Below are 17,789 nucleotides of genomic sequence, written 5' to 3'. Positions count from 1 at the left end.
GGACTGCGGTGGACGTCTGTGTCCGGCGGGGACAGCGGGACGTCTCGGACGAGGGCCCACACTAACGGCTGAGCAGGACGACGGCCCGCCGCCTGTGGATAACCCACCTGCGCCGGGCCGTTCCTTACGTAAGAGTGTGTGCCGTTTGGTCGGCGGCACCCACGTGTGTGGACTACTGTTCCGCGTCCGCTTTTCCGTGCGACCGTTTTCAGACAGCGGCCTTCTTCAGGCGACGCCGCTCGCGCTCGGACAGACCGCCCCAGATGCCGAACCGCTCGTCGTTGGCGAGCGCGTATTCGAGGCACTCGGAGCGGACCTCACAGGCGAGGCAGACCTTCTTGGCCTCGCGGGTGGAGCCGCCCTTCTCGGGAAAGAAGGACTCGGGGTCGGTCTGGGCGCACAGCGCGCGCTCCTGCCAGCCGAGTTCCTCGTCCGCGTCGTCGACCAGCAGTTGCTGCACCAGCTCGGTCATGTGCGCCCCTCGTCTGTCTTTCGCGTCCCCGTGATGCTGCCGTTACCGATTTCGGCTGAACGACACGAGTGAAATTACAAGTGTGCCGATCCGGGCCAGTCAAGCCGAGATCTGCTATTGGGCCCCTTATTCACTCTCCGGAACCAAGGCTTTGCGGAAAGTGTTCAAATCGGCATAAACCCCGACAGCCCAAGAGGTCCAGGTCAGACGCCCTCCCCCTCACGGAGGAGGACGTCCAGGAGTTCGATCTCGTTCCGGCGCGGACCCCGAAGCGAATCTGATCACATTTAGATCACGGGGCCGCGGCGAGGTTTGTTCACCCGGTTGTGCGCCATGTGTCCGGGGAGGCTCCTGAACAAACCTTTCGCCTGCCAGATGAACCGGATGAGGTGAAACATCTTCCACATACCGGACATGCAGTTGACAGTCGAGGTGTGAACCGGTGTCCTTGTGGGCATGTTCGCGAACTCGGCATCCACCTCGACCCGCACCGCCGGGTCCCTCGGTGCTGCCCACGTTCGCTGTAGCTGTTGTTGCTGTTCCAGCTGTTGAGCCCTACCGCGCTCCGGCTGCCTCGCCGCCACTGAGGCGAAATCCCCGCCCCCACCGGGGCCACCGCCCGCACCAGGGCTCCCCTCCCCCCGTGACCCGGGCGGAATCCCCGCTCGTGACCCGGGCGGAAACGGCCAGCGACACCCCAGCACTCTTCCGCCGAGGAACCACCGCATCCATGAACAGCGACAGCGACCTCCAGATCGCCGGCGACATCCTCGAAGTCCCCCACCTGCTTCAGCCGCCGCGCGAACACCCCTCCACCGTGGCCGAGTTCGTCGGCCTGGCGCGCTCCATCGCCGCCGACCGCTCGCAGTGGGAACACCTCGTCCGGTACGACGCCGCCTCGCGCTGGTACCACCGGCTGCGCACGGGGCCCGGCTACGAGGCGTGGCTCCTGTCCTGGGTGCCCGGACAGGGCAGCGGGGCGCACGACCACGGCGGCTCCTCCGGCGTACTGACCGTCCTGGACGGCGCGCTGACCGAGCACACCGAGCGCGGCACGCGCGCCCTGAACGCCGGAGCGCAGCGCGTCTTCGCGCCCGGGTATGTCCACGAGGTCGTCAACGACTCGCTCGAACCGGCCGTCAGCCTGCACGTCTATTACCCGGGCCTTACCGAGATGCCGATGCACGCGGCGCGTTGCGCCGTAGCCGAAACCGTGTGACGCGTTCGCGCCGGACCACGGGCCCGACGTCGCCGAGGTCTCGTAACCGGCTGACGCGTTGTCGTACCCGCCTGCGAGACTGAACCCCATGCGCATTGTGGTTCTGGCAGGCGGTATCGGTGGTGCCCGGTTCCTGCGTGGTCTCCAGCGGGCCGTGCCGGACGCGGACATTACGGTCATCGGCAACACCGGCGACGACATCCATCTCTTCGGGCTGAAGGTCTGCCCGGACCTCGACACGGTGATGTACACGCTCGGCGGCGGCATCAACGAGGAGCAGGGCTGGGGGCGGGCCGACGAGACCTTCCACCTGAAGGAGGAGCTCGCGGCCTACGGGGTCGGGCCCGAGTGGTTCGGGCTCGGCGACCGCGACTTCGCGACGCACATCGTGCGGACACAGATGCTGGGCGCGGGCTATCCGCTCAGCGCCGTCACGGAAGCCCTGTGCGACCGGTGGAAGCCGGGCGTGCGCCTCATCCCCATGTCCGACGACCGGGTCGAGACCCATGTCGCCGTCACGCTGCCGGAAGGCGACCCGGCCGGGGCGGCGGGCGAGCGCAAGGTGATCCATTTCCAGGAGTACTGGGTCCGGCTGCGGGCCTCCGTGCCGGCCGAGGCGATCGTGCCGGTCGGCGCCGAGCAGGCGAAGCCCGCTCCCGGGGTGCTCGAAGCCATCGCCGAGGCGGACGTCATCCTCTTCCCGCCGTCCAACCCCGTGGTCTCCGTCGGCACCATCCTCGCCGTGCCCGGCATCCGGGAGGCCATCGCCGAGGCGGGCGTCCCGGTCGTCGGCCTCTCCCCCATCGTCGGCGACGCGCCCGTGCGGGGCATGGCCGACAAGGTGCTGGCCGCGGTGGGCGTCGAGTCCACCGCCGCCGCGGTCGCCGAGCACTACGGCTCGGGGCTCCTCGACGGCTGGCTCGTCGACACGGTGGACGCCTCCGCCGTGGAGCGCGTCGAGGAGGCCGGCATCCGCTGCCGGGCCGTACCGCTGATGATGTCCGACCTCGACGCCACGGCGCGGATGGCGCGTGAGGCGCTGACGCTGGCGGAGGAGGTACGGACGTCATGAACTCCATGGACGCGGCGGTGTCCGGCGACGCGGAGCGCGCGGGACGGCACACCGGCGGGGAAGACCCGGGACGGCCCGCCGACGCGGGCTACCGGGTCTGGGCGCTGGGCGGACTTCCCGAGGTGCGTCAGGGGGACGACCTGGCGAAGCTCATCGCGGCCGCCGAGCCCGGTCTCGTCGACGGGGACGTACTCCTCGTCACGTCCAAGATCGTGTCGAAGGCCGAGGGCCGGACGGTCGAGGCCACCGACCGCGAGGCCGCCATCGACGCCGAGACCGTCCGGGTCGTGGCGCGGCGCGGCCCGCTGCGGATCGTCGAGAACCGGCAGGGGCTCGTGATGGCCGCCGCCGGGGTCGACGCCTCCAACACCCCTGCCGGGACAGTGCTGTTGCTGCCCGAGGACCCCGACGCCTCCGCGTACGCGATCCGCGCGGGACTGCGTGACACCCTCGGCGTCGACGTCGGCGTCGTGATCACGGACACCTTCGGGCGGCCCTGGCGCACCGGGCTCACCGATGTCGCCATCGGCGCCGCGGGCGTCCATGTGCTCGACGATCTGCGGGGCGGCACCGACACGCACGGCAATCCGCTCAGCGCGACCGTCGTCGCCACGGCGGACGAGCTCGCCGCCGCCGGTGACCTGGTCAAGGGCAAGGCCTCCGGGCTCCCCGTCGCCGTCGTGCGCGGGCTCGCGCACCTGGTGACCGAGGGGGACGGCACGGGGGCGCGGGCCATGGTGCGCGACGCCCGTGACGACATGTTCCGGCTCGGCACCTCGGAAGCCGTCCGGGAGGCGGTCACCCAGCGGCGTACCGTACGGGCCTTCACCGGCGAGCCCGTCGACCCCGGTGCCGTACGCCGTGCGGTCGCCGCGGCGGTGACCGCCCCCGCGCCGCACCACACCACGCCCTGGCGGTTCGTGCTGCTGGAGTCCGCCGCGTCGCGGACACGGCTGCTCGACGCCATGCGGGACGCGTGGATCGCGGATCTGCGGGGCGACGGGAAGAGCGAGGAGTCCATCGCCAAGCGGGTCCGCCGGGGTGACGTGCTGCGCGGGGCGCCGTATCTCGTGGTGCCGTGCCTGGTCATGGACGGGTCACACACGTACGGGGACGTACGGCGGGACGGCGCCGAGCGCGAGATGTTCGTGGTCGCCACCGGGGCGGGCGTGCAGAACTTCCTGGTCGCGCTGGCCGGGGAGCGGCTGGGCTCCGCGTGGGTGTCGTCGACGATGTTCTGCCGGGATGTCGTCCGCGAGGTGCTGGAGCTGCCGGAGAACTGGGACCCGATGGGGGCCGTGGCCGTCGGCCACGCGGCGGAGGAGCCGAGGACCCGGCCGCAGCGGGACGCGGCCGACTTCGTCGAGGTCCGCTGATCGGTCCCTCGCCGAAGGGTCCGGAACGTTCGGCGCCGTGCGCTGACAGGTCCGGGGGCGCCGCCCCGGGCCGGTCGGCGTGGTTCGCCGACCGGTCGGGGGCGCAGGTCCGGACCGTGCGGTGAGGTTCGCTGTTCGGTCGGGGGCGCCGGTGTGGTGCGTTCGGCGTGGGGCGCTGGTCGGTCAGGGCGCAGGTCCGGACCGCCGTGGTGAGGTTCGCTGATCCGTTTGGAAGGTGGCCCGCTCGATCGGTCGGTCGCGGGCGCCAGTCTGGTGCGTTCGGCGCGGGGCGCTGGTCGGTCGGGGTGGCGGTCCGGGCCGCATGGTGGGGTTCGGTGAGGTGTGGGGTGCCTTCGGCCAGGGGGGAGCGCCTACTCTCGTAGGACGCCCCGAGTATCCCTAGGACCTCATTCGTGTCTGGACGTTTCGCTCCCCGGCCGACCCGTACGACCGTGCGCGGCGGCCATGTCGTGGTGCCGGGTGGACTGCCCCGCCAGACGGCCGAGCCCGGACGCGCTCGTACCTGGACGCCCGACGGGCCCCTCGATCTCGGGCTCGTACTCGGACCCCTGCGCCGCGGACCGGGCGATCCGACGTTCCGGACCACACCCGACGGCTCCGTGTGGCGGACCAGCCGTACGCCCGCCGGGCCCGGGACCCTACGGGTCGCTCCGCGGGGCGGAGTGGTCAGGGGCGAGGCCTGGGGGCCGGGGGCCGAGTGGCTGCTCGACCGGCTCCCCGACCTGCTCGGCGCCGGAGACGATCCCGACGCCTTCGAGCCACGGCACCGGCTCGTCGCGCTCGCCCGGCACCGGCGGCCCGGCCTGCGCCTGGTGCGGACCGGGCTCGTGATGGAGTCCCTGATCCCGTCCGTCCTGGAGCAGAAGGTCACCACCGACGAGGCGTACCGGGCCTGGCGGTTGCTCGTCCGGAAGTTCGGCGAGCCCGCGCCGGGACCCGCGCCCGAGCGGATGTACGTCATGCCGGCGTCACGGACGTGGGCCCTGATCCCGTCCTGGGAGTGGCACCGGGCCGGGGTCGACGACAAGCGGGCCTCCACGATCCTGCGGGCCGTGCGGGTCGCCGCGCGGCTGGAGGAAGCCGTCGGGTTCGGTCCCGAACAGGCGCAGCGGCGGCTGGAGTTGGTGTCCGGGGTCGGGCCGTGGACGTCCGCGGAAGTCGTCCAGCGCAGTCATGGCGCGGCGGATGCCGTGACCGTGGGGGATCTGCATCTGCCGGGGATCGTCGGGTACGCGCTGGCGGGGGACCGGGACGCGGACGACTCCGTCATGCTGGAGTTGCTGGAGCCCTATGCCGGGCAGCGGCATCGGGCCGCTCGGCTGATCCTGCTGGCCGGGCGTACGCCGCCGCGGCGCACGCCGAAGATGCCCCGCGGGGACATCGGGCGGCTGTAGGCGGCCCCGGCGTCCGCCGTCTCCGCCTGCCGTCCCCGGCGCTCGGCGCCCCGCCCCCGGTTCTCGACTCCCGGCTTCCGGCTTCCGGGTCCGTGTTCCGCCCGGCTCCGGGCAAGTGTGGCTTCCGCGTGTGGGCGCCCGCGGCTCGCGTCCTCCTCCGTCCGGCAGGTTTTCGCCCCCTCCGCCCCTGCCCTTCCCGTACCTGGGGCTCCGCCCCAGACCCCGCTCCTCGAACGCCGGAGGGGCTGAAAATTGCCCCGCGGCCGAGAAGTACGCGGCACATGACGAAGTTCCCGGAGGGGCTGGAAGCGCGCCGGAGGGGCCGGAGGGGCCGGAGGGGCCGGAACCTGGTTCCGGCCCCTCCGGGGGCTTGCGCAGGTGTTGGAACCGGGAATCGGCCCCCGGGGTTCCCGCGCAGGTTCTCTACTGGTCCGACGAGAAGCGCAGGGTGGCGGCCGGGATGCGGGCGTCGCACCAGACGCGGACTCCCTCGCGGAGTTCGTTGTCGGGGCCGACGACCGCGCCGTCGCCGATGACCGTGCCGGTGAGGAGGGTGCGTTCGCCGATGCGGGCGCCGACGCCGATGAAGGAGTCGGTGATGACGGCTCCGGGTTCGACGACGGCGCCGGCCAGGACGGTGCTGCCGGCGATCCGGGCGCCCTCGCCGATGCGGGCGCCCTCGCCGACCACCGTGCCGCCGGTGAGCTTGGCGTCGGGGGCCACCGTGGCCGTGGGCAGGACCAGACGGTCGCCGCAGCGGCCGGGGACGGCCGGGGACGGGGCGCGGCCGAGCACCAGGTCGGCTGAGCCGCGGACGAACGCCTGCGGGGTGCCCAGGTCCAGCCAGTAGGTGGAGTCCACCATGCCCTGGAGGTGGGCGCCGGTGGCCAGGAGCTCCGGGAAGGTCTCGCGCTCGACCGAGACCGGGCGGCCCTCGGGGATCGTGTCGATGACCGAACGGCGGAAGACGTACGCCCCCGCGTTGATCTGGTCGGTGACGATCTCCTCGGGGGTCTGCGGCTTTTCGAGGAAGGCCGTGACGCGCCCGGTGGCGTCGGTGGGCACCAGGCCGAAGGCGCGCGGGTCCTCCACCCGGGTGAGGTGGAGGGAGACGTCGGCGCCCGTCGTCTCGTGGGTCGCCACCAGGGCCGGGATGTCCAGGCCGGTGAGGATGTCACCGTTGAAGATCAGGACCGGGTCGTCGGGGCCCGAGTGCAGCCGGGACGCCACGTTGCGGATGGCGCCGCCCGTGCCGAGCGGCTCGTCCTCGGTGACGTACTCGATGTGGAGGCCCAGTGAGGAACCGTCACCGAAGTACGGCTCGAAGACCTCGGCGAGGTAGGAGGTCGCCAGCACGATGTGCTCGACGCCCGCCGCGCGCGCCCGCGCCAGCTGGTGCGTGAGGAAGGGGACCCCGGCCGCCGGAACCATCGGCTTGGGCGTGTGCACCGTGAGAGGGCGCAGCCGGGTGCCTCTGCCGCCGACCAGGAGGATCGCTTCTGTCACCTGTCGTCTCTGCTTCCTGCCGGGACCGGCCGAACTGTCTTTCGGCCAGCCAGTGTATGCAGACCGTTCGATGGCGCCTTCGATGGCCGTGCGGTGTCCGTCGACGGGCCTCTGTCGCGACTTCAGGTGATCTCTGCCGGAGCCGGCCCGGCCGAACCGTTTCCGCCGGGCCGGTTCCGGGTCCTGACTACCGGCCCTGGTAGAGAGCCGCCGTCGTCCGGGCCGAGCCGAGCTTGCCGTAGAGGAGCCTTCCGGGGCACTCCGTGGCGAACCCGTCCCGATGGCCGGAGATCACATTCAGTCGTACGTTCTTTCCCTTTCGGTAGAGATTGCCACCGGCCGACTTCAGGTATGTCTTGCCACGCGGATCGGCGTCGTAGAGGCCGAGTTTCCATGCCGTGAGCCGGGCGATGGCCTTGAGCGCGGCCTCGGTCGGCTTCGTGCTGCCGAAACTGCCGATCACGGCGATCCCCATGCTGTTCGTGTTGAACCCGCGGGTGTGGGCGCCCATGACCGCCTTCGCGACGCCTCCGGCCCGGCCTTCGTAGATGTTTCCGCACTTGTCGACGAGGAAGTTGTAGCCGATGTCGCGCCAGCCGCTGCTCACCACGTGGTAGCGGTAGATACTGCGGATGATCGAAGGAACCTGCGAACAGCTGTACTTGTTGCCCGACGCCGTGTGGTGCACGAAGGCCGCCTTGACCGACTTCGTGTAGACGAAGCCGCGTTCGCGCAGGTTCTCGTTCGCGCCCCAGCCACGGCGCGTGACGATGCGCGGGCGCGGGCCGATGTACGGCGTCGCGCGCCGCTCGGCCATGCCGTCGGGGAAGTACGTCCGCTCGGTCTCCTCCCGGGAGAGCGCGGCGATCTCGGTGGCGCCCGCGCCCATGCCACCGCCCGACGCGCCTGGGCGCACGCCCTTCGCGCGCACTCCCGCGGGCGCGCCCCCGGCCCGTCCGGCCGTCCGGGCGTCCGGGCGTGGGGGATCCCCGCCGGGGTCGACCAGTTCGAGACGCAGGCCGCCGGGCAGCCGGGAGTCCGCCGGGGCGGCCACGGGTTCCTCCCCCGGGCTCTCCCGCAGGCCCTCCCGCGGACTGTCCGCGGCCTCCCTCGCGGCCCGCGCCGCGGCGACGCGGACTTCGACGCCGTCCGAGTCGCCCACCCACAGGGGGGCGGTGGAGCCGTGCACCCGGCGCGAGGCGCCCTCGGGGGTGTCCGGGTCGGCGGCGTGCTCGTCGTTGTGGGTCTCGACGTCCTGCCAACCCGACCAGCGGCCGGTACCGGCCGTTCGGGTGCGGACCTGGACACGGCCGTCGAGCTCCCTGTTCGGGTCGTCCCAGACGACGCCGACCAGGGAGAACGGCCGTACGTTCCGGCGGGCGAGGCCCTGTTCCGGTGCGGCCGGACCGAGGACCCGGTCACCGGAGAGCGGGACGAGGGGCAGGGACTGGGTGCTGCCGGGAGCGGCGGCCTCGGATGTCACCGCCGACGGCCCGGCCTGTGCCGGGGAGGCGGGCAGGACGAGCGGAAGGGCGAGAGCGGCCGCGCAGGTGACGCCGACCGAGGAAGCAAGGAATCCACGCATGCTCCTGATCCTGGACATAGTCATACATATCTGTCCATCGCGGAATTGACGGACCGTCGGGACGCGCTCCGCCGAACCGGTGGCGCGCTCGGTCCGTGCCGCGCGGCGCCCCCGCGTACGCTTGCGCGCGTGAAAGCCACCGACCGCACCCCCGCCGACCTGCTGCGATCCGCGCTCTCCGAGGACCCGGCGCGTCCTCTGGTGACCTTCTACGACGACGCGACGGGCGAACGGGTCGAACTGTCCGTGGCCACCTTCGCCAATTGGGTGGCCAAGACCGCCAACCTGCTCCAGGGAGAGCTGTCCGCCGAGCCCGGCGAGCGGGTCGCGCTGCTGCTGCCCGCGCACTGGCAGACCGCGGTGTGGCTGCTCGCCTGTTCCTCGGTGGGCGTCGTCGCGGATGTCGGGGGCGACCCGGCCGCCGCCGACCACGTCGTCGCGGGCCCCGGGCACTTCGAGGCCGGGCTCGCCTGTTCCGGTGAGCGCATCGCCCTCTCGCTCGCGCCGCTCGGCCGCCGCTTCCCGACGCCGCCCGCGGGATACGCCGACTACGCCGTGGAGGTGCCGAGCCAGGGCGACCGGTTCGCGCCGTACGCGCCGGTCGATCCCGAGGAGCGGGCGCTGATCGTCGCCGGGGCCGCGTACACCGGCGCCGAGGTCGTGGAGCAGGCCCGCACCGATGCCCCCGCGCTGGATCTGACCGGACCCGGTTCACGCATCCTGTCGGCACTCCCGTACGACACCTGGGAGGGCCTGGCCGCGGGGCTGTACGCGCCGCTCGCCACCGGCGGGTCCGTGGTGCTGTGCCGCAATCTCGACCAGGCGGGCGACGACTCGCTCGCCCGCCGGATCGAGAGCGAGCGGGTGACCGCGACGGCCCGCTGAGAGCCGTCGCCCCGGCGGGTCCCACGGGGAGCATCGCCCGGACGGAGGCCCGCCGGGGGCGCCGCCCGTGCCGGGCCCGTCCCCCGTTCGGCCCATCACCGGCCCCCCTCACCGGCCGCTCCGGGACATGGTCGTAGGAGCAGCCGGACATGCTCGTACACCGTGAGGGGTGGTGGTTCGCAGGTGAGCGACACCGCGGGCACCCCCTCCGGACGCCCGGAGGGGCCGGGGCCGGGAGCGTCGCCCACCGGGGCCGGGAGCGTACGACGGAGGCGGCGCTGGCTGCGCTACACGGCCACCGGGGTGGCCGTGGTGGTCCTCGGCGCCGTGGGGGTCGGCTGGGCCGCGTACGAGAAGCTGAACGGGAACATCAAGGCCGACAACGACGCGGCCGCCGAGCTCGCCCGGTACGAGAGGGAGCGGCCCACCGCGCTGGTGCGCGACGCGCAGAACATCCTGCTGATCGGCTCGGACTCGCGCGCGGGATCCGGGAACAAGAAGTACGGCCGCGACTCCGGGACGGAACGGTCCGACACCACGATCCTGCTGCACCTCTCGGCGAACCGGCACAGCGCGACCGCCATGTCGCTGCCCCGCGACCTGATGGTGGACGTGCCGGGCTGCCGGCGCCCGGACGGCACCCGTACCGAGCCCATGTTCGCGATGTTCAACTACGCCTTCCAGGTGGGCGGTTCGGCCTGCACGATCCGCACCGTCGAGAAACTCACGAACATCCGTGTCGACCATCACATGGTGGTGGACTTCCATGGCTTCAAGGACATGGTCGACGCGGTGGACGGCGTCGAGGTGTGCCTGAGGAAGCCGATCGACGACAAGGCGGCGAAGCTGAGGCTGCCCGCGGGCAGGGTCGTACTCAACGGCGAGCAGGCGCTCGGCTACGTCCGCGCCCGCAAGAGCATCGGCAACGGCAGCGACACCGACCGCATGGACCGCCAGCAGAAGTTCCTCGGCGCGCTGGTCAACAAGGTGCGCAGCGACGACGTCCTGCTCAACCCGGCGAAGCTGTACCCGGTCCTGGACGCGGCCACCTCGTCACTGACCACCGACCCGGGGCTCGCGAGCCTGCGCGGTCTGTACGACCTGGTGCGCGGACTGCGTGACGTTCCCCCACAGAGCATGCAGTTCCTGACGGTCCCGCGGACGTCCTACGTCCTCGACGCCAATCGCGATCAGCTCGTGGAGCCCGAGGCGGCCCGGCTCTTCGCGCGACTGCGCGCGGACCGGCCGGTGGCCGTCGCGAAGGAACCGCCCCAGCGGCCGGCCCAGGGCCAATCCCCGCATTCCGTAAGTCTGTACCGCAACGCCTTCCGCGACTACGAAGAGGAGTCGTCCCGCGACGGAATGTCGATGGCAATAGGGGTTACCGGCCTCACCGCGACACCCCGGCCGGTACCGACTTTCCGGGGTAACACGGCGGCTCAGGACGCTTGCGGGTAAAGCACGCGCCAAGGTGGGGAACAGCTGAGCTAAGAACTCTCTGAATATGGGGCGGATTGCCCGGTTGTAGGGAAGTTGAATTTGTCACGGTCGTCGCTCGACGCTGAACCGGGCGGATAGTGTGAGCGATCCCGGTGCACCCGGCCACGAGGTTCTTCCTGGGGGTCGCGCACTGCTTGACCGAGACCCGAGCGCCTTTTTGAGGGGGAAAGGGCGCCGCGTGGCCCCGACGGAGGATTCAGACAACCGTGGACGCGCAAGGCCGTGGGCGGGCGGACAACATCGACCCCGCAGACCAGTGGGTGCTCAACCCGAACACCGGTGAATACGAACTGCGACTGACCCCTTCCGGAGCGCAGTCGGGAGTGCCGCGACCGCGGAGGGGTACACCCTCCGCCGCGGCGCGCACCCGAAGCGCTCCGGGCAGGGATCGCGCGGCGCCGGGCCGGGAACGTGACGCACCGGGACGGGAACGTGACGCACCGGGCACCGATGTGCCGGGGCCGCGCCGTCGGCGCGGTGAGCCGCCGGAACCCCTTCCGGGGCGCCGGCGCGGGCGCAACAAACCGCCCAAGAAATCGAAGGCGAAGAAGATACTGCTCTGGACCGGCGGCATCATGGCGCTGGTCCTGGTGGCTGTCTCGGCCGCCGCCTACGCCTATCTCAAGCACCTCGAGGGCAACGTCCAGACGACGGACGTCGGCAGCTCGGGCAAGAGCGGCTTCAGCAAGGACGAGGCCTTCAACCTGCTCATCATCGGCACCGACAAGCGCACCGGTGCGGGCAACACGGGTTATGGCGACAAGGGCAGCGTCGGGCACGCCGACACGAACATCCTGCTGCACGTCTCCAAGGACCGGACGAACGCGACCGCGATGAGCATTCCTCGCGACCTCATCGTCGACATCCCCGACTGCAAGTCGAAGCAGCCGGACGGCACCGAGAAGATCATTCCGGGCACGGACAACGTCCGCTTCAACACGAGTCTCGGCCAGGACGGCCGGAACCCGGGCTGCACGATGGACACCGTCAAAGCGGTCACCGGCATCACGGTCGACCACTTCATGATGGCCGACTTCAACGCGGTGAAGACGCTGACCAGCGCGGTGGGCGGTGTCGAGGTCTGTCTCGCCAAGAACGTCGACGACTCCAACTCGCACCTCAAGCTCTCCGCCGGCAAGCACGTCATCGAGGGCGAGCAGGCCCTCGCCTTCGTCCGCACCCGGCACAGCTTCGGCAACGCGGGCGACCTCGACCGCATCAAGGTGCAGCAGCAGTTCATCGGCTCCCTGATGCGCAAGATGAGTTCGAGCGACACGCTCACCAACCCCGCCAAGCTGATCACGCTGGCCGAGGCGGCCACCAAGGCGCTGACCGTGGACACCGGCATCGGCAGCGTCAGCACGCTCAAGGACATGGCCCTGGAGCTGAAGAAGGTGCCGCCGAAGAACATCACCTTCACCACGGTCCCGGTGATAGACAATCCCGCCGAGAAGGTCCACGCCACGGTCGTGGTCAAGCCGGGAGTGGCCCAGCCGGTCTTCGACGCGATCCGGAACGACGTCTCCTTCAGCGCGGTGAAGGCCAAGGAGAAGAAGGAGAAGGCCGCGGTGGCCGCCCGCCTCAAGGGCTCCCGTTCCGCCGCCTCCGACATCCGCGTCGACATCTACAACGGCGGCGCCCAGGCCGGCTCCGCACAGGAAACTCTTAACTGGCTGCAGAACACTGAGGGCGTGCTCAAGTCCAGCCAGTTGGGTAACGCTCCGGAAACCCTCAGCAAGACGACCCTGGAGTACTCTCCCGACCAGGCCGACCAGGCACGCAAGTTGGCGGATCTGATGGGGCTGTCCGGTGCGGCGTTGAAGCCCGGCAAGAGCGAGAAGAACTCACAGGGGCTGCCCGCGATCGTGCTGACCCTGGGCAAGGACTTCAAGGGCGCGGGAGTGTCCTTGAGCGCTCCGGCGAAGGCGCCGGACGTGGAGAAGTCCACGGCGGACAAAACGGTGTGCGCGAAGTGACCTAACGGGTCCGTCGAGCGTCCTACAGGACGCGAGGAGCGTCCGGCCGGGCGGGAAAGCGTCCCGGCCCGGGCGTGCGACGGACCCGTTTGTCAGGCGCTGGGTGGGGAGAGGCTGAGAGATGGCGCAAAGCAGTGTGCGTGGGGAGGGAGCACGACCTCGTGTCCCGCAAGCCGGCGAACTGGGCTGGGACGACAGCATGTACGAGGAGGGCGGCGAGCCCGTCCGTACCGCGGACGACGAAGGCGCCCGGCCCGGTGGCGCCGGTGACGGTGTCCGTCCGGCCGACGACACCATGCCGCTCAGCCTCCAGGGGCAGGGCCGGCACGGCGGGGGCAAAGACGGAGGGCGCCACGGGGACGAGGGCCGCCCGCGTCGCAGACGTCGAATACTGCGCTGGTCGGCGATGGTTCTGGCGGTCCTGATACTCGGCACCGCCGGTGCCGGTTATCTCTACTACCAGCACCTGAACAGCAACCTCAAGAAGGACGACCTGAACATCGGCGACGCGAAGGACCGCGCCGCCAAGTCGAAACCGAACGCGGCGGGCCAGACCCCGCTGAACATTCTCCTGATCGGTTCGGACGCCCGGAACTCCGCCGAGAACCAGAAGCTCGGGGGCGCCAAGGACACGTTCAACACACCGGCCCGCGCGGACGTCCAGATGCTGCTGCACCTGTCGGCGGACCGCAGCAACATGTCGGTCGTGAGCATGCCGCGCGACACGCTGCTGCAGATTCCCAACTGCACCGACCCGAAGACCGGCAAGACGTACGCCGGGAGCACGTCGCTCACGATGACGAACGACTCGCTGGGCCGCGGCGGCCCCGGCTGCACGGTCGCCACCTGGGAGAAGCTGACCGACATCCACATCGACCACTTCATCATGGTCGACTTCGCGGGTGTGGTCTCGATGGCCGACGCGATCGGCGGTGTCCCCGTCTGCGTGGACGCCAACATCTACTCGCACACCTCCACCGGTCACGGCTCCGGGCTGAAGCTCAAGGCGGGCACGACGTTCGTCCAGGGCAAGCAGGCCCTGCAGTGGCTGCGGACGCGGTACGGCTTCGAGGACGGCAGCGACATAGGCCGGACCAGGGCCCAGCACCAGTACATGAACTCGATGGTGGCCCAGCTCCGCGAGAACGCCACCCTGAGCAACCCGGGCAAGCTGCGGAGCCTCGCGGAGACGGCCACCAACGCGCTGACCGTCGACCAGAGCCTGGGCACGGTGACCAAGCTCTACGACCTGAGCAAAGAGCTGAAGAAGGTCCCGGCGAAGCGCATCAACATGATGACCATGCCGTGGGTGTACTCCAGCGACGGGAACCGGGTGCTGCCCAAGGCGACGGCCGCGGACCAGGTCTGGCGGCTGCTGCGCGAGGACATCGCGCTGGACGGCAAGGACAAGAAGAAGACCCCCGCCGAGAAGACGACGTCGGATCCGGCCGCGGCGGACGACAAGATCGCGGTGCAGGTGCAGAACGGCACGCGCACCAGCGCGCTGGCGCCGGTGCCCGGACGCGCGAGCGCGGTGACCGAACTGCTCGTCGGCAAGGGCTTCACGCAGTCGAGGGCCGACCTGTCGGCCGCGACCGCCGAGGCGACCACGCTGATCCGCTACCCGAGCGCCGATCTGGAGGGCGACGCCCTGCGGGTCGCCAAGTCCCTCGGGATTCCGACGCACGCGGTGCAGAAGTCGGCGGACGTCTCCGGGGTCACGCTGGTCGTCGGAGCCGACTGGCGGGACGGCACGAAGTACACGGCACCCGCGGCGGACGACTCGACGCCGTCGTCCGACGAGCTGAAGACCGGCAAGTGCATGCACGTCGACCCGAACTACACCTGGTCGTAGGCCCGGCGGCGAACGGCGGTTGGGCCCCTCTCGAAGTCGAGAGGGGCCCAACTCATGTACGGGCGGCTTCTGTCGAGGCCGGAAGCGGCCTCAAAGGCAGCCGGGCGGGCTCAGTCGGAACTGCTGAGGACCGCGGGGCGCCGGGACGCGATGACCTTCCTGGCCAGCGCCTTCGGGCTGGTGAGGAAGCCCCAGCCCCACGACATGTGCATCGTGGCCAGGGCGACGGGGATCTGGAGCCGGGCCTTCGCCGACAGCCCCTTGCCCGCGGGCAGCGAGCCGAGCGCTATGGCCGCGAGATAGCCGGCCGGGACGACGAAGCCCCAGGGCGTCACCGCGGCGCCGACGACCACGCCCGCCGCGATCGCGACGACGGCGGTCGGCGGTGCGAGGTAGCGCAGGTTGATGGAGCCCTCGTGATAGCGGGCGACGACGTGCCGCCAGCGGCCGTAGTCCTTGTACTGCTTGGCCAGCGCCCTGACGGACGGCCGCGGCCGGTAGGACACCTTCAGCTCGGGCGAGAACCAGATGAGCCCGCCCGCCTCCCGGATCCGGAAGTTCAGCTCCCAGTCCTGGGCGCGGATGAACTCCTCGTTGTAACCGCCCTGCCGCTCCAGTGCCTCGCGCCGGAACACCCCGAGATACACGGTCTCGGCCGGGCCCGCCTCGCCGCCCGTGTGGAAGGCCGCGTTGCCCACGCCGATCTTCGACGTCATGGCGGCGGCGACGGCGTGCTCCCAGTCGTTCTCGCCCTCGGCGTGCATGATGCCGCCGACGTTCTGCGCGCCGGTCTCCTCCAGGAGCCGTACGGCGGTGGCGATGTAGTTCGGGGAGAGGATGCCGTGCCCGTCGACGCGCACGACGACGGGATGCCGGGACGCCTTGATCGCGGCGTTCAGCGCCGCGGGGGTCCGGCCGGTCGGGTTCGGCACGGTGTGGACCCGCGGGTCCTCACGGACGAGTTCGGCGGCGATCTCGTCCGTCCGGTCCGCAGAGGGGCCGAGGGCGATCACCACCTCCATCTCGCCGTCGTACCGCTGCGCCAGGATCGCTTGGACGGCCCCGCGCAGATGCCGCTCCTCGTTGAGGACGGGCATGATCACAGAAACGGCGGGAGACCGCACGTCAGACTTCTCGCTCATCGGAGCTCACGTTACCGCGAACGGGGGACACGGTCGCGCGCCGCCCGGCGTAAGGACCGGGCCGCAGATCGTATGGGCCTACCGTGCTCACGGATCCCCACGCCCAGCGGAACGCGGCCCCGTCCGGCCCCGCGGAACGCTTCCCTCCCCCGTCCAGCCTCGCGGAGGTGTCCCTCTTGCCCACGCCGCCCCGCTCCCCCGTCCGCCCACAGCGCCCCCCGCGGCCGTCTCCCGGACAGCGCCCCACCCGGCGCTCCGACGGACGTCCCGTGCGCCCCGTACGCCCCGTACGGCGCAAGAAGCCACGCTGGGCCATGCGGGCGGTGACCACGGTCTCCGTGGTGGTCCTCGCCTCGGCGGGCATCGGGCACGCGGTGCTGAGCAGCCTGGACGCGGACATCGCCCGGGTCGACCCGTTCAAGGACATGAAGAACCGGCCCGAGGGCGGCCACGGCATGAATCTGCTGCTGGTCGGCACCGACGGCCGGGAGAAGATCACCGAGGCGGAGCGGCGGAAGTACCGGCTCGGCGGCGCGCCCTGCCACTGCACCGACACGGTCATGATCGTGCACATCTCGGAGGACCGGGAGCGCGCCAGCATCGTCAGCCTGCCGCGCGACTCCTACGCCGAGGCGCCCGCGCACACCGACGCCGTCACCGGCGAACGGCACGGCGCCCACCCCCTCAAGCTGAACGCGGCGTACGCGGAGGGCGGCCCGACCCTGACCGTGCGGACCGTCGAGAACATGACCCACGTGAAGATCGACCACTACCTGGAGGTCGACTTCACCAGCTTCATGAAGACGGTGGACGTGCTCGGCGGCGTCCGCATCTGCACCGCCCAGCCGCTGAAGGACAGGTACACCGGCCTCGACCTGACGGCCGGCTCGCATCTGCTGGGCGGCGGACAGGCCCTTCAGTACGTACGGTCCCGGCACACCGACGGCTCCTCCGACCTCGGCCGGATGAAGCGCCAGCAGCGCTTCCTGGCGGCGCTCGTCGGACAGGCCACGTCGTCCGGGGTGCTGCTGAACCCCATGAAGTTCCGTGACGTGACGCGGGCGGTGCTCGGCTCGGTACGGGCCGACAAGGGCTTCGGCACGGACGAACTGCTCGATCTGGGCCGGGCGATGCGGAACTTCTCCCCGTCCTCCTCCGAGTTCACGACCGTGCCGATCGGACAGATGGCCTACGCCGTCAAGGGCATCGGCTCGACCCTGAAATGGGACGACGCGAAGTCGAGGAAGCTCTTCGAGGCGCTGCGCGACGACAAGCCGCTCTCGACGCCCCGGGCCCCGCGGCCCCGGACCGTCCGGGTCGCGGTGGCCCCGCAGCAGATCCGGGTCCAGGTCGAGAACGGGACCGCCACGACGGGTCTCGGCCAGCGGGTCGACGGAGCGCTCGCCGCCACCGGGTTCAAGACGACGGGCCGGCCCGCCACGGCTCAGGACCGCACGGTCCGACGCACCGTCGTCGCGTACGACCCCCGCTGGGACCGCTCGGCGAAGTCCCTCGCGGCCGCGCTGCCCGGTTCCGAGCTGCTCGCGGTCCCCGGGCAGGGCCCGCTGCTGAAGGTGATCGCCGGTACGGACTTCAAGCGGGTCACGCGGGTACGCGCGGAGGACCCGTATCAGGGGGAGTTCGGGGTGGTGACGGGAGACCAGGTGCTCTGTCCGTGACCCCGTCGGTGCCCGTCGTCGCGGGAGACCGAGCGGCCTGTCCGTGACCCGGGGCGTGGGGCGTGGGGCGTGGGGCGTGGGGCGTGGGGCGTGGAGACCCGGTCGGC

Annotated in this window: 13 protein-coding genes; 9 read left to right on the top strand and 4 right to left on the bottom strand. The window is 71.1% G+C overall.

All coding sequences use genetic code 11. The annotated features are described in order from the left end of the window. Positions 1-208 precede the first annotated feature (208 nt). Positions 209-472 (bottom strand): WhiB family transcriptional regulator, encoded by a 264-nt coding sequence (locus ACIQRL_RS12860; protein WP_003975777.1) that lies wholly within the window; start codon positions 470-472, stop codon positions 209-211. A 730-nt stretch (positions 473-1,202) separates the two neighbouring features. Here ACIQRL_RS12860 and ACIQRL_RS12855 point away from each other — a divergent pair. The 4 genes from ACIQRL_RS12855 to ACIQRL_RS12840 all read left to right on the top strand — a co-directional run bounded on the left by ACIQRL_RS12855 (position 1,203) and on the right by ACIQRL_RS12840 (position 5,554). After that, positions 1,203-1,691, top strand: a complete 489-nt coding sequence (locus ACIQRL_RS12855; protein ID WP_401330754.1) for a cysteine dioxygenase — start codon at positions 1,203-1,205, stop codon at positions 1,689-1,691. An 88-nt stretch (positions 1,692-1,779) separates the two neighbouring features. Beyond that, complete coding sequence (gene cofD, locus ACIQRL_RS12850) at positions 1,780-2,763, top strand: 2-phospho-L-lactate transferase (protein WP_401330752.1); 984 nt, start codon at positions 1,780-1,782, stop codon at positions 2,761-2,763. A 5-nt stretch (positions 2,764-2,768) separates the two neighbouring features. Beyond that, positions 2,769-4,139 (top strand): coenzyme F420-0:L-glutamate ligase, encoded by a 1,371-nt coding sequence (locus tag ACIQRL_RS12845; RefSeq protein WP_401330858.1) that lies wholly within the window; start codon positions 2,769-2,771, stop codon positions 4,137-4,139. Between the two features lie 413 nt (positions 4,140-4,552). Beyond that, entirely contained in the window at positions 4,553-5,554 is a 1,002-nt protein-coding gene (locus ACIQRL_RS12840; RefSeq protein WP_401330750.1) for a DNA-3-methyladenine glycosylase family protein, read from the top strand. A 423-nt stretch (positions 5,555-5,977) separates the two neighbouring features. Here ACIQRL_RS12840 and ACIQRL_RS12835 read toward each other — a convergent pair whose 3' ends face one another. Together ACIQRL_RS12835 and ACIQRL_RS12830 are read right to left on the bottom strand one after the other, a co-directional pair. Next, a complete protein-coding gene (locus ACIQRL_RS12835) occupies positions 5,978-7,060 on the bottom strand; it encodes a sugar phosphate nucleotidyltransferase (RefSeq protein ID WP_401330748.1) in 1,083 nt (360 codons plus the stop codon). 187 nt (positions 7,061-7,247) lie between these two features. Continuing rightward, positions 7,248-8,645 (bottom strand): peptidoglycan recognition protein, encoded by a 1,398-nt coding sequence (locus ACIQRL_RS12830; RefSeq protein ID WP_401330746.1) that lies wholly within the window; start codon positions 8,643-8,645, stop codon positions 7,248-7,250. A gap of 129 nt (positions 8,646-8,774) precedes the next feature. Between ACIQRL_RS12830 and ACIQRL_RS12825 the strand changes: the two genes are divergently transcribed. From ACIQRL_RS12825 to ACIQRL_RS12810, 4 genes are all read left to right on the top strand, one after another. Further along, entirely contained in the window at positions 8,775-9,530 is a 756-nt protein-coding gene (locus tag ACIQRL_RS12825; protein WP_401330744.1) for a TIGR03089 family protein, read from the top strand. Between the two features lie 183 nt (positions 9,531-9,713). After that, entirely contained in the window at positions 9,714-10,988 is a 1,275-nt protein-coding gene (locus ACIQRL_RS12820) for an LCP family protein (protein ID WP_401330742.1), read from the top strand. Positions 10,989-11,236: 248 nt separating this feature from the next. Next, entirely contained in the window at positions 11,237-13,006 is a 1,770-nt protein-coding gene (locus ACIQRL_RS12815) for an LCP family protein (RefSeq protein WP_401330740.1), read from the top strand. Positions 13,007-13,127: 121 nt separating this feature from the next. After that, entirely contained in the window at positions 13,128-14,861 is a 1,734-nt protein-coding gene (locus tag ACIQRL_RS12810; protein WP_401330738.1) for an LCP family protein, read from the top strand. A gap of 110 nt (positions 14,862-14,971) precedes the next feature. Here the strand turns inward: ACIQRL_RS12810 and ACIQRL_RS12805 are convergent, their stop codons facing one another. Continuing rightward, positions 14,972-16,003, bottom strand: coding sequence for a glycosyltransferase family 2 protein (locus ACIQRL_RS12805; protein ID WP_401330736.1), 1,032 nt, complete (start codon positions 16,001-16,003; stop codon positions 14,972-14,974). A 314-nt stretch (positions 16,004-16,317) separates the two neighbouring features. On the opposite strand from ACIQRL_RS12805, the gene ACIQRL_RS12800 reads away from it, so the two are divergent. Next, positions 16,318-17,682: an LCP family protein gene (locus ACIQRL_RS12800; protein ID WP_401330856.1), complete on the top strand. Its 1,365-nt coding sequence runs from the start codon at positions 16,318-16,320 to the stop codon at positions 17,680-17,682. Positions 17,683-17,789: the final 107 nt, after the last annotated feature.

Origin of the sequence: Streptomyces sp. NPDC091209, from assembly GCF_044757755.1 — a bacterium.
Lineage (GTDB): Bacteria > Actinomycetota > Actinomycetes > Streptomycetales > Streptomycetaceae > Streptomyces.
The sequence above is the reverse complement of the archived record's forward strand: the minus strand, read 5'-3'. Positions and strand labels throughout refer to the sequence as shown.